The sequence below is a fragment of the Flavobacterium cellulosilyticum genome, from assembly GCF_004349355.1.
GTDB lineage: Bacteria > Bacteroidota > Bacteroidia > Flavobacteriales > Flavobacteriaceae > Flavobacterium > Flavobacterium cellulosilyticum.
The window spans coordinates 102,020-123,416 of record NZ_SMFK01000002.1 but is presented as its reverse complement, the minus strand read 5'-3'; the positions used below and the strand labels follow the sequence as shown (position 1 = coordinate 123,416).

General features: G+C 31.5%; 22 protein-coding genes. 1 reads left to right on the top strand and 21 read right to left on the bottom strand.

The window, feature by feature from the left end:
* Positions 1-167: 167 nt before the first annotated feature.
* The 15 genes from E0F76_RS04510 to E0F76_RS04440 form a co-directional block, all read right to left on the bottom strand.
* Complete coding sequence (locus E0F76_RS04510; RefSeq protein WP_132001982.1) at positions 168-491, bottom strand: GIY-YIG nuclease family protein; 324 nt, start codon at positions 489-491, stop codon at positions 168-170.
* 442 nt (positions 492-933) lie between these two features.
* Positions 934-1,974, bottom strand: coding sequence for an N-acetylneuraminate synthase family protein (locus tag E0F76_RS04505; protein WP_132001979.1), 1,041 nt, complete (start codon positions 1,972-1,974; stop codon positions 934-936).
* Positions 1,975-2,033: 59 nt separating this feature from the next.
* Positions 2,034-2,732 carry an acylneuraminate cytidylyltransferase family protein gene (locus E0F76_RS04500; RefSeq protein ID WP_132001976.1) on the bottom strand — a complete coding sequence of 233 codons (699 nt, stop codon included), beginning with the start codon at positions 2,730-2,732 and terminating at the stop codon, positions 2,034-2,036.
* Positions 2,733-2,760: 28 nt separating this feature from the next.
* Positions 2,761-3,477, bottom strand: a complete 717-nt coding sequence (locus tag E0F76_RS04495) for an FkbM family methyltransferase (protein ID WP_132001973.1) — start codon at positions 3,475-3,477, stop codon at positions 2,761-2,763.
* A gap of 20 nt (positions 3,478-3,497) precedes the next feature.
* Positions 3,498-4,382, bottom strand: coding sequence for a glycosyltransferase family 2 protein (locus tag E0F76_RS04490; protein WP_132001970.1), 885 nt, complete (start codon positions 4,380-4,382; stop codon positions 3,498-3,500).
* Between the two features lie 7 nt (positions 4,383-4,389).
* Positions 4,390-5,400, bottom strand: a complete 1,011-nt coding sequence (locus E0F76_RS04485) for a glycosyltransferase family 2 protein (RefSeq protein WP_132001967.1) — start codon at positions 5,398-5,400, stop codon at positions 4,390-4,392.
* A complete protein-coding gene (locus E0F76_RS04480) occupies positions 5,400-6,302 on the bottom strand; it encodes a beta-1,6-N-acetylglucosaminyltransferase (RefSeq protein WP_132001964.1) in 903 nt (300 codons plus the stop codon). Before E0F76_RS04480 ends, E0F76_RS04485 begins: the two co-directional genes overlap by 1 nt.
* 4 nt (positions 6,303-6,306) lie before the next feature.
* The gene (locus E0F76_RS04475; RefSeq protein WP_132001961.1) at positions 6,307-7,455 is read right to left on the bottom strand and encodes a glycosyltransferase; all 1,149 of its coding nucleotides are present in this window, start codon (positions 7,453-7,455) and stop codon (positions 6,307-6,309) included.
* A 1-nt stretch (position 7,456) separates the two neighbouring features.
* Positions 7,457-8,263 carry a glycosyltransferase family 2 protein gene (locus E0F76_RS04470; protein ID WP_165932635.1) on the bottom strand — a complete coding sequence of 269 codons (807 nt, stop codon included), beginning with the start codon at positions 8,261-8,263 and terminating at the stop codon, positions 7,457-7,459.
* Positions 8,264-8,276: 13 nt separating this feature from the next.
* Positions 8,277-9,056, bottom strand: coding sequence for a glycosyltransferase family 2 protein (locus E0F76_RS04465; RefSeq protein ID WP_132001955.1), 780 nt, complete (start codon positions 9,054-9,056; stop codon positions 8,277-8,279).
* Positions 9,056-10,072, bottom strand: a complete 1,017-nt coding sequence (locus tag E0F76_RS04460; protein WP_132001952.1) for a glycosyl transferase — start codon at positions 10,070-10,072, stop codon at positions 9,056-9,058. Before E0F76_RS04460 ends, E0F76_RS04465 begins: the two co-directional genes overlap by 1 nt.
* On the bottom strand, positions 10,072-10,887 hold the full coding sequence (locus E0F76_RS04455) for an FkbM family methyltransferase (RefSeq protein ID WP_165932634.1): 816 nt from the start codon (positions 10,885-10,887) through the stop codon (positions 10,072-10,074). The genes E0F76_RS04460 and E0F76_RS04455 overlap by 1 nt, the downstream gene beginning before the upstream one ends.
* Positions 10,853-11,476 (bottom strand): acyltransferase, encoded by a 624-nt coding sequence (locus tag E0F76_RS04450; protein ID WP_132001946.1) that lies wholly within the window; start codon positions 11,474-11,476, stop codon positions 10,853-10,855. Before E0F76_RS04450 ends, E0F76_RS04455 begins: the two co-directional genes overlap by 35 nt.
* A complete protein-coding gene (locus E0F76_RS19565; RefSeq protein WP_246021981.1) occupies positions 11,460-12,716 on the bottom strand; it encodes an ABC transporter ATP-binding protein in 1,257 nt (418 codons plus the stop codon). The genes E0F76_RS04450 and E0F76_RS19565 overlap by 17 nt, the downstream gene beginning before the upstream one ends.
* 278 nt (positions 12,717-12,994) lie before the next feature.
* Positions 12,995-13,864, bottom strand: a complete 870-nt coding sequence (locus tag E0F76_RS04440) for an ABC transporter permease (protein WP_132001943.1) — start codon at positions 13,862-13,864, stop codon at positions 12,995-12,997.
* Between the two features lie 339 nt (positions 13,865-14,203).
* Here E0F76_RS04440 and E0F76_RS04435 point away from each other — a divergent pair, with 339 nt between their 5' ends.
* Positions 14,204-14,944, top strand: coding sequence for a tyrosine-protein phosphatase (locus tag E0F76_RS04435; RefSeq protein ID WP_132003115.1), 741 nt, complete (start codon positions 14,204-14,206; stop codon positions 14,942-14,944).
* 74 nt (positions 14,945-15,018) lie between these two features.
* Here E0F76_RS04435 and E0F76_RS04430 read toward each other — a convergent pair whose 3' ends face one another.
* The 6 genes from E0F76_RS04430 to E0F76_RS04405 all read right to left on the bottom strand — a co-directional run bounded on the left by E0F76_RS04430 (position 15,019) and on the right by E0F76_RS04405 (position 21,372).
* Positions 15,019-16,956 (bottom strand): polysaccharide biosynthesis protein, encoded by a 1,938-nt coding sequence (locus E0F76_RS04430; RefSeq protein ID WP_132001940.1) that lies wholly within the window; start codon positions 16,954-16,956, stop codon positions 15,019-15,021.
* A gap of 239 nt (positions 16,957-17,195) precedes the next feature.
* Entirely contained in the window at positions 17,196-18,065 is an 870-nt protein-coding gene (gene rfbA / locus E0F76_RS04425; protein WP_132001937.1) for a glucose-1-phosphate thymidylyltransferase RfbA, read from the bottom strand.
* A gap of 66 nt (positions 18,066-18,131) precedes the next feature.
* Entirely contained in the window at positions 18,132-18,983 is an 852-nt protein-coding gene (rfbD, locus tag E0F76_RS04420) for a dTDP-4-dehydrorhamnose reductase (RefSeq protein ID WP_132001934.1), read from the bottom strand.
* Position 18,984: 1 nt separating this feature from the next.
* On the bottom strand, positions 18,985-19,536 hold the full coding sequence (gene rfbC, locus E0F76_RS04415) for a dTDP-4-dehydrorhamnose 3,5-epimerase (protein WP_132001931.1): 552 nt from the start codon (positions 19,534-19,536) through the stop codon (positions 18,985-18,987).
* A 53-nt stretch (positions 19,537-19,589) separates the two neighbouring features.
* Entirely contained in the window at positions 19,590-20,735 is a 1,146-nt protein-coding gene (locus tag E0F76_RS04410; RefSeq protein ID WP_132001928.1) for a DegT/DnrJ/EryC1/StrS family aminotransferase, read from the bottom strand.
* On the bottom strand, positions 20,728-21,372 hold the full coding sequence (locus tag E0F76_RS04405) for an acetyltransferase (RefSeq protein ID WP_132001925.1): 645 nt from the start codon (positions 21,370-21,372) through the stop codon (positions 20,728-20,730). The genes E0F76_RS04410 and E0F76_RS04405 overlap by 8 nt, the downstream gene beginning before the upstream one ends.
* Between the last annotated feature and the right edge of the window lie 25 nt (positions 21,373-21,397).

Sequence of the window (21,397 nt, the reverse complement as noted above, 5' to 3'; positions counted from 1 at the left end):
CGCTCGATTTGACAGTGTCTAATTCTTTACTACTGCTTTTTGTCACGTCGAGCGCAGTCGAGACGCTCGTGATTTATATAATGTCAATCGTGTCATCCCGAGCGCAGTACCGGATCGAGACGCTCGTGTTTTCAAAACAATCTCGACTGCGCTCGATTTGACAATTACTACTTTCCTTTATTTGGATTATATTTATGATGTGTTGCATTTCTGCATTCAGACAAGTCCTGCAATTTATTAAAATTTTCATCTATCAAACACTGTTTTTTTGCTCTACTCCATTTTTTTATTTTCTTTTCAAATTCAATAGCTTGATTGGCTTCTGTAAAATCTTGGTAAAAAACAAGTATAACAGGTCTTCGAGAATGTGTATAAGCATCTGGATATTTTCCTGCATTATGTTCCAATAATCTCCTTTCAATATCAGAAGTAATTCCAACATATAGAGAATTATCATTGCATTTGAGAATATATACGTAATAGAATTTCATATAAACATTGAATTTAAAATAAGAATCTCGACTTAAACCTGTCTTGAGCGAATTCGAAAGGCTCGATTTGACAGTGTCTGATTCTTTCCTACTGCTTTTTGTCACGTCGAGCGCCGTCGAGACGCGCGTGATTTATATTATGTCGAGAGAGTCATTCCGAGCGCAGTCGAGGGAAAAATTACGATGAACAAGACGTAACTATTTTTAAAAACAATCTCGACTGCGCTCGATTTGACATAAGTCATTTATGTCAGGTAGAGCGAGACATCTCAGGCCCAGTCTATGGACGAGACGCTCGTGTTTTTAAAATAATCTCGACTTAAACCTATTTGAGCGAATTCGAAAGGCTCAATTTGATAACCGAATTGTTAAATTAATCCTTATATCATCACGAGTGTGTCAAGTTGAGCGCAGTCGAGACTATTTTATTAAATTACTTTAATCATTTAATGTCCTCCCAACTTAATTGCTCATCATTTTCTATATTTCTAGTGGCCCTTTTTCCTAAAATTGAGTCAAAATGTTCGGCTAAAATCGCTCCTGTACCAGGTCTTTTGACCCAGATATAGTCTTTGGTATATAACTCTCCTTTTTTTATTGGAGCTATAGTACAAACTGTAGCAAAAGCAAAATCAATAGTAGCCTGTTCTTCTTGTGCTGGAGCTTTGACTCCTCCGCGCATTTGCCAGATTTCATTAGAATTTATAACAAGTTCTTTTGCAGCTTGTTCATCCATACTACAAACAATATCAGGTCCTATACGGTGCATAGTGTCCGTAAAATGACGCTCCAATATACTTGCGCCCAAAGCTACTGCTCCCAAACACGCATTGTTGTTCAAAGTATGATCGCTCAGTCCAAAAATTTTATCTGGAAAAGCAGCGTGCATTTCCATCATTGCACCCAAACGTACCAAATGAATGGGCGTTGGATACAAATTAGTAGTGTGCAAAAGCGCCACTGGAATTTTATGTTGATCAAAAATAGCCACCGCTTTCCGAATACTTTCTATGGTATTCATTCCCGTACTCAAAATAACTGGTTTGCCAAATGTGGCAATATGTTCTAATAAGGGATAATTATTGCATTCGCCAGAACCAATTTTATAAGCTGGAATATCAAATTTTTGCAATCTGTTGGCTGCAGCTCGGGAAAATGGAGTCGAAATAAAAAGCATCCCTTTGTTTTCCACATAGTTTTTTAGTTCCAGCTCATCGGCTTCATTAAGTGCACAGCGTTCCATAATTTCATAAATGGAAACATCGGAATTGCCTGGAATTACTTTTTTTGCGGCAGCACTCATTTCGTCTGCTACAATATGGGTTTGATGTTTTACAGCTTCTACTCCTGCTCTATGTGCTGCATCGACCATTTCCTTGGCTATGACCAATGAGCCTTCGTGATTAATTCCGATTTCGGCAATGACAAATGGTGGGGAATCTAAGCCTATTTTTCGCCCTGCTATTGTAATGAATGGGTTCATAGTAAATTATAAATTATGCTTCTCGACTACGCTCGAGTAGACAAATAAATTGAATGTAGTTAGCTCGATTGCTCCATACCAAACGCTGTATGGGTTTGTGATCCTTTGTTATATAAATATTCTGCATAATCCAAATCAGCTTGCGAATCAATATCAACACATGCAAAATTTCGCTTCACTTCAAAAGGAAAAGCTTGTTTTGAAATAATTATATTTTCTAAAATCAAATTCACTTTGCTTATGTACAACAAACCATTTTCATAATAAAGTGGTTCTAAATCTTGACTACGTTGCCCAATTGTATAATTAAAAGGGATAAATTGATTGTTCTCAATTTTTCCTAACTTTTGGTGATTCCTAGTTACAGTAAATAAACTATCATAATTTTGAGTCTGAAATTTATTAAATGCTTGTTCCAATAAATTTGCTTCACGAAGTGGATTCGTAGGCTGCAATAAAATTACATTTTCAATAGTACCCTCTATTGATTGCAAAACATGACGAAGAGCCGAAACTGTAGGTTCAAAATCCCCAGCTAACTCCTCTGGCCTATCAATTACTTTAACACCATAGTGCAAAGCAATTTTTTTAATATCTTCATCATCAGTTGAAACATAGATTTCATTGATAATGTCACTATTTTCCTGAGCATAAACTATACTATGTGCAATCAAAGGAATACCTCCTAACAAAAGTTTATTTTTATTGGGCAACCTTTTGGATCCTCCTCGAGCAGGAATAATAGCTATTGTTTTCATTTTGAAGTTTACTTATTGTAAAAACACTTTAGTTTAATTTGAACTTTTTATTAATAAATAATGCATCTGTTTTTGAAGCAAGGCCTTCATCTGTATAATTGACATCATAAAATCGTACTAATTCAAAACTATTTTCTAATAAATAGTTGTAAATATCACCAAATGAAGATTGATTGATATAATTCTCGTTAAAAAAAATCTCAACATATACGAACTGAATCATATTTTTTTTCATCATTTCTGAAGCGCCTTTCAAAACATTAAGTTCATAACCTTCAGTATCTGTTTTTAATAAGTTCAAATAGGAAATGCTATTATTTTGGCAAAATTGATCAATTGTTATAACCTCAACAAGATATGTCTCAATGATTTTTGCAGTCCCATAAGCTCTCTCTAAAAAAGAATTCATTGCACTCCAGGAATATTCATTAAATACATAATACCCACTATTAGAACCCATAGCCAAATTATGAAAACTAACATTAGTAATATCACAATTAATTTTTAGAGATTCAAAACATTTTTTGCTTGGTTCAAAAGCATAAATTGATGCCTTTGAATAATAATTGCTCATCTTTTTAGTCGTCTGACCTAAGTTGGCGCCTATGTCAAAAAAAACGACATTCTCCGCAGGTAATTTATTTTTAATGGCAACAAATGGATTATCATCAACTAACAATATTTTACTTATTTTAGAGATTTTATATCCAAAACCTTTAAATATTTTTTTTAATATTTTTATCATTTTATTTTTCCTTGTATTGGTTAAAATTCTAAGTTTTTTAATTGCCCCATGTTTTTTAAGATAGCATTATCTACTGGTTTCCTATATCTCATTATTTTGGGTAAATACCATATTGCTTCCAATATAGTCTGAAAAAATATCTTAAAAAATGTAACATCGGTTAATGCATATTTTTTAAAGTTATGCAAATACAATTTAAAAATTTTAACTATGGGAAAAGGATAATAGACCAAATAATAATAGGTTGTATTTTTTAATTGATTGCCAAATCTAAAGTAATTCTTTCCTGAAATTTTTCGCAATTCCTTATTTACTCTATGATTTACTTTAATTGTATTGGAATATAGTATATCATATCCTTTAGCGATAACTTCCAATGCAACGCAAGACTCTTCTCCATAGATATCTATCCAAACTGGAAAACCATTCGTGGATTCATATACCTTTTTGCGAATCGAAAAACCACATCCGATAAATTCGTTAGTGTAGTATTCCTCATCCGGAGATTGCGTTAAAGCCAGGGCCTCTGCATCTAAAGCATAAATTCCTTTTACTTCTTGAAAAGCAATAATACCAACATTGGAATGACTATCAAAAAGACGAATAGTTTTGTCAATAAAATCAGCATTTAAAGGGTGAGCATCATCATCAAATCCAAATAATATTTCTCCTTGTGCCATTGGATACAACTGATATCTAGCAGCTGATGCTCCTATGCTTTTCTCGGAAGAATACCATCTCACCCAAATAATATTATTTTCTAAAATGGAAGAATCATCTGTACAACCATCCAGAAAAACCAACACTTCATGTACTGATAAATCAATCACTCGAGCCAATACAGTTAGTGTAAACTCCAGTTCTTCTTTTCTGTTTTTGGACACAATAAGTATTGATGCTTGCATAAATCAATTATCTAATTATACTTTTAAGTAATTTAATTTTGTTCATAAATGTCACCTCTTTTAGTATTACTTTCCAAATTAATAAATCAAATCTGCTTACTTGTGAGCGTTTCCAAAAATCTAAAATTCTTCTAACCATCATGTAACTAAAATTCTTTCTTTCAGCTATAACAAAATTGTTTTCAGTATTTGCATAAAGTAGGTTAAATGTCTTTATTAATACACTTAATTTTATAATAAAATCGCATGGAGTCATTGTTTTATTCCCATAATAATAGTCATAAACCTGTTCTGGCTTAAAACTAATACCAAAATTAGTCCAATAGCTGGAAATAATCATAGACCTTTCCTCTAAATGCCTTTTGGTATTTCCTGAAGAACGATGATTGCTGTTTTCTAGAATTCGATACTTCATAACAAAATCAGGTAAATTGGCAACGTGCCCCATTTTTGCTACTCGAATCCATAAATCCCAATCTTCACAGGTTGAAATATTTTCGTTATATCTTAAATTAAATTTATCAAAACTAGCACTTCTAAATATTACGGAAGAATGCCCAAATGAAGCTGCAAAAAGCATATAAATCTTAATATATGCTTCACGAGTTGGATATTTCCAAGCTGAAATTGGATTTTGATTAATGTCTTTCAGCCAATAACCTTGTGTGCCACACATCACGATTTCTTGATTTTTATTCAAAAAATCCATTTGTTTTTCAAATCTTTCTGGGTAACACCAATCATCGGCATCCATTCGGGCAATGTATTCATATTGTGGAAGCAATTCTTCTAAACCTTTGTTCAAAGTTTTGGCAATACCTAGATTTTCTAAATTCTTTCTATAATAAAGCCGAGTATCCTTGTATTTCGAAACAATATCTTCAGTATTATCAGTAGAGCAATCATCATAGACATACAAATCAAAGTCAGTGAAAGTCTGATTCAATACTGAATCAATACTTTCTGGCAGGTAATCCACAGCATTATAAGTAGGTAATAAAACTGCTAATTTTTTCATTAGTTTAGAATGGTTTGAATATAATCAATTGCATCCCCGTTATTGGCACGGTTAAATTTTCGAGCAAATAAAGTCGATTCTGTGTTATTGTTTTGAATCTCTTCAATAGATAAGTATTGAGGATTGGCATTGACACCTTTAAAAATAATCAAATGTGTTGGACTATTTTCAATGAATACGCTTTCCGCTGTCAAAAAATTTTGGATAAGTGTTATAATGTAAAGTTCATCTGGTAGGAGGACCTGTTTGAAAAGCTTTTTGAATCCTTGTTCATTATTTGATTTTTCGATAACTTTATTCATCAAATTTTTTGAAAAAACCATCCACTGACTGCTGCCATATAGTACCAAATCAGGATATTGCTTTTTGATTCTATTGATTGGAAACAAAAAATTAAGTTTCAATTTTCTGATTGTTTTGTTTAACCAATAATGCATTTTTGGATGTTTATTAAAATCAAAAATATACAGCGATTCAAACCTAAAAAGACCTCCATTCCACCATTTGTCATAAGGCAATTTCCAATGATATATAAAAGAGGTATCTTGCTTTTTTTCTAAAAAATCATGGATTTTTGTATTGGCTTTTAGAGGCAAATCTTCTCCAGATAAAAAAATGCAATGGTAATTTTCAGTATTGTGATTGTTTATCATAAATTCATGAATCTCCATCATACCATTTAATGTAGCTTGTACAATACCAAACCCTCCCCAACGGCCTTGCTCTCTCCCTTTTATGAAATAACAATGCTCCATCTGTTGGATCGACTCAAATAATTCAATAGTTACATTTTTATCTAAATGAATAAAAAAATAAGATTTTCTATCTTGTAGCAAAGAAATCAAGGCTTTAAGTTGGGCTGGTTTTTTATGTGCAAGAATAAAATAAACTTTAGAATACATACAATCAATTTTTACTATTCAAAATGGCAATCAAAGAATCGGCAAAAACCAAGGCCGGATTTTCTGGAAGACTTTTAATTATTTCTTGCCGCGCCTTTTCTCCTATATGCTGCCAGTTCTCACGAACCTGCCAGGCTCTATCCATAGCTTCATCGACATATTCTGGTCTTGGTGCAGCTGCAATAAAACCAGTTTCATTATCTATTACTAACTCTTGATTTCCACTAACATTGGTTACAATTACCATCCGTTTACAAAGCATCGATTCAACAATTACAAGAGGCAAGCCTTCAAAGCGCGAACTTAATAGCAAGCCGTGATTATTTTTCCAAATATCAACCGTTTTAGTATGCGGATGAACTATGACTTTCTTGATTTGGTATAATTGAATCAGATCTTTAAGATTATCGATATCATTTCCTTCTCCATAAAAATTCACGATAAGGTTGCGTTGTTTCCATTTTTCTTGAGCTAAAACCCTCAACAACACATCTTGTCCTTTAGCATAAAAGTTGTATCTGCCTACACATGCCAAATGATAGATATCCTGCTGTGGAAACATTAAATCTATACTAAAAGGAACATTAAATGGATTCCTCACAACTTCGCTGTTTAACAATCTAAAACCTAATTGTGCCTCTGTAACTTCAAGATTGTCCTGACTTACAAAATAATTTTTTTGGCTGTAGCTATAGCCTTCAAACATTTTATTTCTCAAGTTCAAGTCTGGCCACATTCCTTCGTTGACAGCATGAGAAATGGTGACATAATTAATTCTGGATTGATGAGCAAAAGCCATTAGATCGACCCCATTGAAATTGAAACCTTGATTGATAACCAATAAATCAGGGCTGAATGCTAAAATAAATTCCTCACGTTTATCTTTCTGAATCATTCGGAATTTGTAAGGCAGAATTTTATTTAGTGTTCTTTTTAACTTTGATAATTCTGAAACTGGTGTCCTATAAATGCTGATTTGCTTCTCGGATTCAAGAATAGTAATCCAATCCGGAAGATGTAATTTTTGATTGACATAAATACTGATGATACAATCCTGATTTACCATTTCTAAAATGGTTTTTGTCCAAAGCAATTCACTACCGCCCCAAGAAACATTTTCAGTAGTAAATAGTATTTTTTTAGTGTTCTTCATTTTAAAATTTCAGGTTCCTTTTTATTTTTTTGAATAACTGTTCAAAAATAGCTGATACAGCAGGTTCCTCTTTTAACTTTTGGTTTTCAATCAGGCAATTTCGAAAAGTCAATAAATAATTTAATTCTTTTTTATTAAAAATATAGTCCAGCAATAGTGGTCTTTGTTCCCAAGCATCAGAAAGCATTGAATTGTCACGTACCCGATAATCAAAAAAAATAGCATCTACATATTGAAATTGACAGCCTATTACTCCCATTCGCAACCATAAATCCCAATCTTCAAAACCCATTACTGGCATATTTTCGTCATAGCCTCCCAATGCTGACCAAACTGATTTTCTGAAACCCGCACAAGCATCTATATAATTATTTAATACCATTTCGGCAATATCAAACGGTTTCCCTTTCCATAACGAATCTTCATTCCCAAAAATTTGCGCATTTCCATAAACAACATCAATACTATCATTTGAATCTAAAATGGCAATGGTTTGCCTTATAAATTCAGGACGCAATTTATTATCTGCATCTAAAGGAATAATGTATTTCCCTTTGGCTAATTTAACACCGTTATTTCTGGCTTTTGCCAAACCAATATTGGGCTGATGGAGGACAATTATAGATTTTTCCTGTTTCTCTATTTTTTTTAAAATTTGAAGAGTTGATTCATCAGTTGAACCATCATTAACCAAAATGATTTCATAATCACTTGAGGGTGAATATTCCTCGATGCTCGCAATAGCTTCTTCCAGATAATTTCCTAGATTGTAACAGGTGATTATGATGGAGAGTTTGGGTTGTGTCATAAATTCATTTTTTTTAAAATTCATTCAATAACCCAAATTTTATTAACCAATTTATTTTGCTAGATTTCCTCAGATTATAGACAATTTCTTTTAGCCTAAAATATTCCTTTGTTTCATCCCTAAAAATTGAAAAGTCTGAACTAATAACAAATTCCTTTTCTTTTAACATTTTTTGATAATTATCAATATGCGAACTAATTCCACCTATATAAAAAGTGGAGAAATCATCATCAACATATAAATAAGTCGCATTGTATTTACCCAATGCAATAATAAAGAATTTCCAGTCCGATACAATTTTTAATTGTTGATCATACAATCCAATTTTTTCAAACAAACTTTTCCGAATAAAAGTGGATTGATGCGGAATTGAATCTTTAACCATATATTCAAAGGTGATTTCTATAGGACATTTTTTTATACTAATTGAATTATCCCTGACTTCTTTAATATTAAAACACACTATTTCTTTGTCTTTTAAATGAACATAATTTTTTTTCAAGACTGATGAATCATTTAAATGATCCCCACTATTCAAAAAAAGCAAGTATTCTCCAGTAGCTTTTGCAATTCCTTTGTTCATAGCATGATAAATCCCTTTATCGGATTCACTTATCCAATAATCAATATCCGTGTTTTGTTTTTCTATATATTCAGCACTTCCATCAGTAGATCCTCCATCAACGATGATATACTCAAAATCTTTCCAAGTTTGATTGACCACACTTTCAACAGTCCTTTTCAGACCTTTGAGATTGTTGAAGTTGATAGTAATAATGGATAGTTTAGGCATTATTTATTCAATTTAAATATATTCTTTATTATTTTATTGATGAATGGCGGTAAAATATTATATAATATGACTTTATAAAAACTCTTCTTTTTAACCACCTTCTCCTCGACTTTAATATAATGACATTTAATTTCTGAAAAAAAAGTTATTTTATTTTGTATTAAATTATTATGATATTGATTATATAATTCAAATATTTCCTTTGACAGTACAATAGAATTATACCTATCATAGTGTTTTGAAAACAACTCTGGTTTTTTGTAGTTATAGGAGCTAAAATGATAAAATACTAATTTAGAGTTATCTTTCATAATATACTCGTCATCATTTTTATGTACCGAATTTCTTTCGTGTAAATTCCATGGTGCAACATTAAAACCATATTCCTGTAAGACCTTTACATTATTAAAAAATATGGGCGCCAAATTAATCCATAACTGATCTACAAACAATCCATCTGAAACTCTGTTAAAACCAATTTTTAAGGTCTTATCTTCCCACCAATCTAATAAACTTAATGCGTTTTGACTTTTTGAATTAAGAGCCAAAAACCCTAAATTATAAATACCATAATTTAAAAATAAATTTTCTGAAGGAGTTAATTCATCTACAATTATTGGATTTAAAATATGAGGCGTTAATAAAACATCATCTTCCTCTAAATATTTTTCTAACAAAATTAAGTTTTCAAAAATTTGAATATCCGGATCAAAATAAATAATAGTCTCCAAATCCTTATACTGACTTATAAAATATTTGAAAAATGAAGGCTTGATTGAAGTATTAAGTTCTATTAAATCATATTTTTTTATTAATTCATCAAAACAATAAATATTAATTTGTGAAACAGGAACAATTTCAATATTTCCAAAAAAAGAATAGTCAATATCATCTGACAATTCATCACATAAACCAATAATAAACTTGTAATCGATATTTTTTTCGATCAAAGAATCTCCTAATATTTTGGCTTGAGCTAAATAATTATTGGAGCATATAGTAAAGGCGATTTTCATTATAGTCTGTATCCAAATATGTTTAATTGTAAATCAAAATAAGTCCCTTTTTTTTCAATATAAGGGTTCTTCATGTTATTCCAAGCTTCTTTTACATATACTTTGAAACCTGCATTTTTTAATATAACTAATAATTCTCCTATCATCTGAGGGTTTTCAGAAAAACTATGATATTCAACAAATATATTATCAACATTTTTCAATGATTCTCCACAATCTTTCAAAATATCATATTCTGAACCTTCAATGTCAATTTTTAAGAAATCAATTTTTTTACATAAAAAATCTTTTAAACGGACAGTTTGAATTTCTATTGTATTTTCTGATTTTTCTTGAACTATATGGCCGCTCAAAGAACCTGTTTTAGCAAAAACTAGGGGCTTTTCGTTAATCCATACTGCTTTTGGAAAAAGTTTCACGTCATTAATACCAAATTGATTCAAATTATATTTAGAAATATTGAAAATATCATTATCGGGTTCAAATGCAATAATTTCAGAATCTGGGTACATCCTTTTAAAAAAAATAATACTTAAACCAATGTTTGATCCGCAGTCTATAATTTTAGGAATACTACTATTTGAATTAAATTTGTAAACTTCATCAATAAACAACTCATTTAAACTATGTAAATACCAGAATGAATCGGTAATTTTTATTTCCTTTCCAAATAGGATAGAGATTCTTTTATTTGATTTTTTTTTTAATTCAGAAAATTCAAAATATGATAAGCCAAGTGATTTATATTTTCTAAATTCTAGAATTTTTTTTATAATATTTTTAATTAATTTCATCTTTCCAATAGCTATTTTCAAAATCATAAGTCTTTATTAATCTTGCTGGAGATCCAGCTATCATTGAATAATCTGGAAAAGATTTAGTTACAACAGAATGTGATCCTATAACACAATTCATCCCGAGTTTTACACCAGATAGTATTGTTGCTCTGTATCCAATAAAAGTATTTTCTCCAATCTCAACTTTACCTTTAGAAAAAAGAGGTTGATCCTTAGGTGACTTATTTAATGCAGGATCAAAACCATGATAATGATCTGATATATATACATATTCGCTAATCAAACAACCATCTTTAATTAATATTTCATCTATAGCAGTAATACAAGCATAATTACCAATTCTCACATTATTTAATATCATAATTTTAGGTGTAAATGTTTGATTAATATATTTATCAAACGCTCCTAACCATGAACTATGACCAATACTTGAATTATCTTTCATTTCAATGAATTCTGCTCCATCTATTTTTTTTGGTTTTTCAATAAAAGAATTTAAACCAATTATAATTCCTAAAGAGTTATTTTTATTATAATATTTAGGTTCTATTTTCAGGAAAAAATTGTACAAATAATTAACCACCTTTCTTTTAATAAAGTTCATCATAACTGAAAAATGTTTTTAAATTTAATTCTCCTCTCCATTTTCTATCAAGAACAGATTCAAATTTGTTTTTAACGATTAAATTTGTTTCTGATACCCATTGGTCAATTATATTGTTATTACTCACTAAAGCAATATCAATTTCATATTTTCCATCTATAATAGGTAGAACTAATTGTATATTAAAAATGTATTTTCCTTTCTTAACATCAAAATAATCTCCTTCAAAATCACGACTATTACATCCAAAAAGTATTTTACCTTCAAAATTTCTAATAACAAGTCCTAATTCACAATTTTTCATACTCCCGTTAGAATCAAATTCAAAACAAATATTTTCTTTTTGATCAGAAGAAATGATGAATGAATCATTATCTTTAATGTACCATTTTGTAAAAAACCCTAATGAATCATTTATAATTTCAATTCTCTTCCCATGTTTAACTAGCTGAACTTCTTGAAAATAATTCTCTATTGCATCATCAGTTCTTCCTTCAAAAACCACAGCCCCATATTCTAATACTATAGCTTTAGAACACAATTGTTTCACTGCCGCCATATTATGACTCACAAACAACACTGTTCTTCCTCCTTTTTTAGAAATATCCTGCATTTTGCCAATGGCTTTTTTCTGAAACTCAGCATCACCTACGGCGAGTACCTCATCGATAATCAGGATTTCAGGTTCAAGAAATGCTGCCACAGCAAAAGCAAGTCGCACCGTCATCCCGCTGCTGTAGCGCTTCACGGGCGTATCTATATAACGCTCACAACCCGAGAATTCAATTATTTCGTCGAGCTTAGAAGCGATTTCCTTTTTGGTCATGCCCAGAATAGCTCCATTTAAGTAAATGTTTTCACGCCCCGTCATTTCACCATTAAATCCCGTACCTACTTCTAATAAGGAAGCTACTCGCCCTCCAAATTTAATATTCCCAGTTGTAGGTGCGGTAACCCGAGATAAAATCTTGAGTAAGGTAGACTTTCCTGCGCCATTTTTGCCAATAATCCCCAATACTTCTCCTCGTTCTACTTCAAAATTTATACCTTGTAAAGCCCAAACATAGTCGCTTTCCCCTTTTGTAGAACGGTCATTGGTATCGCCAATTTTGAGATACGGATTTTCTTTGCCTCGTATTTCGTGCCACCAGCGGTTCAGGTCATGACTGAGCGTACCCGTTCCTACCTGCCCGAGACGGTATTGTTTGGAGATGTTTTCGGCTTTAAGTATGATGTCTTTCAAAAGAAGGAGAATTGGTTATGTGCTTAAACGGTTCAACGATTAAACAGTTAATCTATTTTGTCACAAACGAGCGACAGCGAACTGACGAAGTAAAGTCACAAAGACACAAAGTTATTTAATTTTCTCAAATGAACTAATAAGTCCTCTGATGGTTTACTCCTTTTAACATTAAAGGTATTGGTATGGATTATTTGTTATCGGTAAAAACCTTTTTAAATTGAAATTGCCATTGAAATTGATTTTTTTTCGTTGACAATTAACCCAAAACCCACAACTTATCATACCGTATCTATAAAACTCTTCTCTGTCTTATTAAAAATAAGTACTCCGAATAAAAATACAACAAGAGTAACTAAAAATGTATACCCCAATCCGAAAATTGAAATGTGTCCAATATCGAGCAACATGTATCGCGAAGTTTCTATAACATAAGCCAAGGGATTATATTCTACCAGCCAACCGTAGGAAGGTAATTTTTCTTTTATCAATGCCATGGGATACATAACTGCTGATAAATACATCAACAATTGCACACCAAAACCAATCAGATAAGTAAAGTCTCTATATTTGGTGACCAAAGAAGAAATAATCATTCCCAAACCCAAGCCTAAAACACCCATTAAAGCAACTAACAGTGGAAAAAACAAGGTTGCTCCATTGATACTGATTGCGGCTCCATTCAGATAATAGACAATGTAAAAAACTACAAAAATTATAAATTGGATGCCAAATTTCAACAAATTCGAAATCACTACTGATAGTGGCATGATGATCCTAGGAAAATAGACCTTGCCAAAAATAGCCGCATTACTGGCAAAAGTATTTGAAGTACCATTGAGGCAGGCTGTAAAATAATTCCAAACCGTGATTCCGGCCAAATTGAACAAAAAAGGAGGCACAGTTCCTGTGTCTATCCCAGCTACTTTATTAAAAATAATCGTAAAGGTAATTGAGGTAAATAAGGGCTGTATCAAATACCATAAAGGTCCTAAAACAGTTTGTTTATAAACCGTAACAACATCACGTTTGACAAAAAGCAATAGTAAATCACGATATTGCCAAACTTCCTTAAGATTAAGTGAAAAAAATTTGTTTTTTGGCGTTATTTCAAACAACCAATCGGACTTCGAATTTTCTGTAGTGTTCATTAGTTATGTTATGTTCCCTTTTTCGAACAAAAAAAGAATAGTCGTAAACGAAATAAAAAAGGTAAAAATGGACCTTTGTTGCTTCGCAAATATAATAATTTATAACCCATTGTTAAAAATACATTTTAGAATATTCTTAACAACAAAGGAGATAAATAAAATTTAATGGCCTATTCAATTGGATTTACTTTTTTATCAGCCTTTTAGAGCCATTAATATAAATTTTAAATTCTAAAACTAATGGTTCTCACTGGGTAAAATCAATATTTTAAATTAAAATGATGATGAATTCGAATTGGCTATACTCCAAATAAATATCAAATGATGTACATTTGTGTTATGTTTAATTTATTCAAATCAAAACCCGCACTCAAAGATCTTATCCCCGATAATTATGTCGATATCCATTCGCATCTTTTGCCTGGAATAGATGATGGTGCCAGAACTTTTAAGGATACCCTTCGATTGACTCAAGCACTAATGGACTTAGGTTTTTCGGAATTCATCACTACACCACACAGTATTCAACATGTTTGGGATAATAGCACTAGTGATATTAAAAAAAGTGAAACTAGTACACTGCTTGAATTGGAAAAAAACAAAATTACAGTTCCTTTTCGGGCAGCATCTGAATACATGATGGATGATCAATTTGTAAAATTATTTAAAGAAGGCGATTTATTGACACTCAAAAAAAAGCATGTATTGGTCGAAATGTCTTATATCAATCCTCCTATCCAGTTGTATACTATTTTATTCGATTTACAGGTTGCGGGTTATATTCCGGTTCTAGCACATCCCGAACGCTATATATTTTATAACCAAAATTTTGAGCATTACCAAAAACTAAAGAATGCAGGTTGCCTGTTCCAGTTGAATTTATTGTCTGTAGTGGGCTATTATGGAGAAGGAATTGCCAATATTGCTGATAAATTACTCCAAAAAGGAATGTATGATTTCACTGGTTCTGATGTACATCATGACAAACATGTAGCCTCTTTTAATGAAAAAATAAAACTTAAAGATTGGATGCCATTGAAAGAAGCCATTAGCAATAACCAATATTTTAAAAAAGACTAGTTATTTTCGAAAAAAGAATAAACTATTCTTAATGAAATATCTGGATTAATGCGAATCCAAAATCCAAGAATCGTTTATTTATCCAATAATGCATAACTTGAATTCATGGAGATAAACTCAGGTACAATTTTTTTCATTTTGGACACAATATCCTCGTTATCAAAGAAGTCTGCAATTCCAATCAGTTCTTCAATATCTGTATGTAAATCTTCAAATTCCATTTGAATTTCTTCAGCAATCATAATTTTCTCATGATAGGTTGTTAACGTTTTTGAAGTGTCGTTAAGCAATTCTTCATATAATTTTTCCCCTGGTCTCAATCCCACTATTTTAATTTTGATGTCTCTTTCAGGAATAAACCCTGCTAATTTGATCATCTTTCTGGCCAAATCAATAATTTTGACTGGTTTCCCCATATCAAAAATATAAATCTCGCCTCCATTACCCATTGATCCCGCTTCAAGTACCAATTGGCAAGCTTCAGGAATAGTCATAAAATATCGGATAATATCAGGATGGGTAATAGTAATGGGCCCACCTTCAGCAATCTGTTTAGTAAATAAAGGTACAACTGAACCATTGGAACCCAAAACGTTTCCAAAACGAGTAGTAATAAACTTAGTTGCATGCAAGTCGTTTAATCCTTTGCTTTTTAAATATAAGGACTGTACATATTTTTCGGCGATTCTTTTACTGGCTCCCATAACATTACTTGGGTTTACAGCTTTATCTGTCGATATCATCACAAATTTATGGACCTTATATTTACAAGATAAATCGGCTAGGTTTTTAGTCCCTTCTACGTTAGTGAGTATCGCTTGAGAAGGATTTTCTTCCATTAATGGGACATGCTTATAGGCTGCTGCATGGTAAACCATTTGAGGCTGGTACATTTTAAAAATACGTTCTAATGCAACTTTATTTCTGATATCGGTTATGACAGTATGAATAATAGTATCTGATTTGATGTTTTCAACTTCTAAACAGATATGATGTAATGGTGTTTCAGCCTGATCTAATATTATTACTTTCTTGGGATTGAAACTCAAGACCTGACGTACAATTTCACTACCAATAGAACCTGCAGCTCCTGTAATTAAAATTGTTTTATCTTCTAATTGTTTAGAAATAGAAATACTATCCAATTTAATGGCTTCTCTTTCCAATAAATCTTCAATTTGGATGTTTTTTACTTTTTGAGAAATTTCTTTTTGATCTTCCCAATCAGTAATCGTAGGAATATTATAAACTTTATAATTAAATTCTAAACATTGTTCAATTAATACTAATTGTTCTTCTTTAGACAAACTTTTATCTGCAATAACCAGACCTTCTGCTCCAACAGAACGCATTAAAGCAGGAATTTTTTTCCTTTGAATAAGTATAGGTAAATCCAACATTCGTTTAGAAGCATTTTGATTATTTTTATCAACAAATGCAACAATTTTAAAACGAGAAGGAGTTTCAAGTTTCAACGATTTAGCAACTGAAATTGCATTGGCATCGGTACCATATATTACAGCCTTAATTAATTTATTTTCGTTTTTCTCAATAAAATAGAGCTCAAAAGTTTGTTTTACAATTACACGATATAAAAACAAACCGCAAAAAGAAAGGACAATATTTATAAAAAGGGCCGTGTTTAAAATTGCCTTTTCTTTATATAACATTTCAAATAAAAAATTAAAAAAAAGAAAAAACACCAAAACTGAAGTTTGCGAAAATAAAAGCTTGACAGCATCAATATAAGACGAATGTCGAATAATTCCCGAATATGTTCTAAACAACCAAAAGAAAAATAAATTTACTCCAAAAAATATAATAATAAAAGTAAAATATTTTTTTGTGATAATATAGTCTAATTGGAATCCTATAAATAATGAATAAGTAAGCAAGAAAGACGTAATCAGGACTGAAAAATCAATAATAACAATTATCCACCGCGGCAAATAACTTAAGTTATGTATATTAATTCTAAAGTTAGTTTCCGTAAAATTTATTAATTTCTTCATACTCGCTTTTTCTACCAACCTACATTTAAATATATGTGTATTCACTATTCAACAAAAATACAAATTAATCGTATTATTTAATACTTTTCAAAAATACATTTGACCATAATAGATGAAATGCTTTTAAAATCAGACTAATAACAAGTATTCATTTTATTTCCTATTTTTTTATTAGGAATAAAACTACTATATTTAAGTGCTTAGTAATTAGTGCTTAACTAAATTAATTTATTATTATTTTAAAATTTTTGTTTCAACAATTGCAGCAAATAATCGCCATAACCGGATTTTAATAATGGTACGGCTATACTTTTAAGTTGTTCATTACTAATAAACCCTTGTCGCCAAGCAATTTCTTCGATACAACCCACTTTTAATCCTTGACGTTCTTCTATTACCTGTACAAATTGTCCTGCTTGCATCAAACTATTAAAAGTCCCTGTATCTAACCAAGCTGTTCCCCTGCTTAAAATCCCTACTTTTAATAGTCCTTTTTCTAAATACACTTTATTCACATCGGTAATCTCATATTCACCTCTTGCACTCGGCTCGATATTTTTAGCGATTTCTACAACCGAATTATCATAGAAATACAATCCTGGAACAGCATAATTGGATTTGGGTGTTTTTGGTTTTTCTTCAATGGAAATCGCTTTCAAATCAGCGTCAAATTCCACTACTCCATAGCGTTCGGGATCAGAAACATGATAGGCAAAAACGACTCCACCTTTAGGATTGTTATTTGATTTCAATAACTCATCCATATTTGCTCCAAAGAAAATATTATCTCCTAATACTAGTGCTACACTATCATTACCAATAAACTCTTCCCCGATCACAAAAGCTTGTGCTAAACCATTAGGAATGGCTTGTTCGGCATAACAAAATTTACATCCAATCTCTGATCCATCGCCCAATAATTTTTTAAAATTAGGTAAATCATGAGGTGTTGAAATAATTAAAATTTCATTAATGCCTGCCAACATCAAAGTAGACAACGGATAATAAATCATGGGTTTGTCATAAACTGGCATCATTTGCTTGCTCATTGCCATAGTCAGCGGATGCAATCGAGTACCGGATCCACCGGCGAGTATTATTCCTTTCATATTTTTATTTTGAGTTATGAATTGTAATTAAAACCGAATTACAAAAAAAAACAGCTAACACTTTTCTTATAATCTTGCCATCATTTTCTTAAGACTTATTTTATAATCTACTGGATCTATATCATATACTGCTTTAATTTTAGCTTTATTCAATAATGAATAAGCAGGTCTTTCGGCTGGAGTAGGATAATTGGAAGCTGGAATCCCAATTATCTCACATGATTTATTTGCAATTTCTTTTATGTCATTTGCAAAATCAAACCAACTTATTTCTCCATGATTTGAATAATGATAGGTACCAGGCTCCCATTTTTCATTGTCTAAAATTGTTAAAATTACCTGTGCTAAATCTGCTGCGTATGTTGGAGAACCAACTTGATCGTTAACTACACTCAATGTTTCTCTTTCCGTCATTAATCGCAACATAGTTTTTACAAAATTATTTCCAAATTCTGAATAAACCCAAGCTGTTCTAATAATAATACCATCTGGACATTCTCTTTGACAAGCAATTTCACCTGCTAATTTGGTCACTCCGTATACACTTTTTGGATTAGGAATATCTTCTTCCTTATAGGCTATTGCTGATGTTCCGTCAAAAACGTAATCTGTAGAAATATGTATCAATTTAGCATTAGTCTCTTTACACAATTGAGCTAAAGTTTTAATGGCTAAATGGTTAATAGCATTCGCAGTTTCCTGATCTTGTTCTGCTTTATCTACAGCAGTATAGGCTGCGCAATTAATCACAATATCTGGTTGAATTTGGTTGAAATTGGCAACTATTTCAGCCTCTTTATCTAATGGAAAATCGGCAATATCTGTGAATATAAAATCAAATTTCGAATAATGAACCGCTAATTCTTTTATTTCTGAACCCAATTGTCCATTGGCTCCAGTTACAAGTACTTTTTTCATATTATTCAAATGACCAATTAACTTCATTTAAACTAGGCAATATCAAATCCTTTTCAGAAACTATCACTTCTTCCGGATTTATTTGCCAATCGATAGCTAAAATAGGATCGTCGTATCGAATCCCTCTTTCGCTTTCTTTATGATATATTTGATCCACTTTATAAAGTACAGATGCCGTTTCGCTCAATACTGAAAAACCATGCGCAAAGCCATGTGGAACCATTAATTGTTTTTTATTTTCTGAGCTCAATACTACGCTGAAATGCTTACCATAGGTAGGTGAATTTTTTCGAAGATCTACCGCTACATCTAAAATTTCTCCTTCTAATACACGTACTAACTTGGCTTGTGCAAAAGGATTGATTTGCAAATGCAAACCACGTATGACACCTCGTTTTGAAAAAGATTGATTGTCCTGTATAAATTGATATTCAATCCCATTTTTATTAAATTTAGACTGATTATAGGCTTCAAAAAAATAGCCTCTTTCATCATTGTAAATTGAAGGATTAAGTACTACTAAATCTGCTATGAAAGTTTTCTCTATGTTCATTTATTTATAAAAAATTGGTGAATATTAACTTGTTCAATCCTATTACTGAAACTCTAATTAATCGCGAATAAATTATAGATTACATTTTTTATTCTTAATCTGTCTTCATCTGATAGACTGGAACCTGATGGTAAACACAATCCTTTTTCGAATAAGGTTTCTGCAACTTGGTTACCATAATAAGGATATTTTTCGAAGATAGGTTGTAAATGCATTGGTTTCCATAAAGGTCGGCTTTCAATATTTTCAGCTTCGAATGCAAGTCGAACAGTTTCCCTGTCAATCCCATTAGTCAATTTGGGATCAATTAATATAGAACTCAACCAATAATTGGCATAATAATCTTTATCATCTACAGTAAATAAGGTTACTCCATTTATATCTTTGAATAAATCTTCATAAAAATGATGCATCTCTCTACGTAAGTTGACGCGTGATTCTAAAACTTCCATTTGTCCTCTTCCAATACCTGCACTAACATTGCTCAACCTATAATTATACCCTATTTCGCTATGTTGATAATGAGGTGCATCATCTCTGGATTGGGTTGCAAAAAAAATAGCTTTTTGTTTTAGAACATTCGTTGATGTTACAATAGCACCACCTCCCGATGTGGTTATGATTTTATTTCCATTAAATGACAGTACACCAATATCGCCAAAAGTACCACATTTTTTACCTTTATAACTACTTCCAACAGCTTCGGCACTATCTTCTAAAATTGGAATATTATATTTGTCTGCCACCAAACGAATGGCTTCAATTTGGTAAGGAATTCCATAAAGATGCACCGCAATAATTGCTTTAGGTTTTCTTCCCTTTTCTTGCATATCAAAAATAGCTTCGTCCAATACCTTTGGACAAAGATTCCAAGTTTCGAGTTCACTATCTATAAAAACTGGAGTAGCACCTAAATATAAAATTGGGTTTGCTGAGGCCGAAAATGTCATACTTTGACAAATCACTTCATCACCTGCTTTTACTCCTAACAAAATAAGTCCAAGATGAATTGCCGCTGTTCCAGAACTTAAAGCAGCTACAAACTTCTTTTCTTGAATATAGTTTTCTAAATCACTTTCAAACCCACTGACATTTGGACCCAGCGGAGCAATCCAATTGGTATCGAAAGCTTCTTGTATAAATTTTTGTTCACTGCCTCCCATGTGAGGGGAAGAAATAAATATTTTTGGTTTATTCATGGTATTTAATAGGTTTTGCAGGAATTCCTAGTGCAGTACAGTTTTTTGGTAATGTTTTAACAACAAGAGAACCAGCTCCTACTATCGTATTCTCCCCTATATTCAATTGGTTAATAATTACAGCTCCAGTTCCAATATAGACCCCTTGTTCTATTATTACTTCTCCTGAAATATTAACTGATGGCATAAAGGAACAAAAGTCATTTATAATTACATCATGTCCAACAGTACACATCAAATTTAGAATAACAAAATCTCCTATGGTAACATTAACAGTGATAATGTTTGATGCGCATATTATGCATCCTTTTCCAATAGTTACCCCATCATTATCAAACTGTACATTTGGATGAATTAAAGTAGGAAAAACAACTTTTTTGCTATTGATCTTATTTAAAATATTCTTTTTGGTGTTTGGATTTCCGATTGCTATAACTATAGCAATATCGTAATTAATGGTGTTAATATCGTCTATATTTCCTAATACAGGAAAACCATTCACCAATGAGTCTTTTTCAATTCCATCATCAAAAAAACCTATAAACTCATACTGCTTATGTTTTAAGTTTATCTGATCAATAAGCATTTTAACCTCTCTTCCAAAGCCCCCAGCTCCTATGATAGCAATTTTCATCATTTTTTTATTTGTATGGGTTTTAACA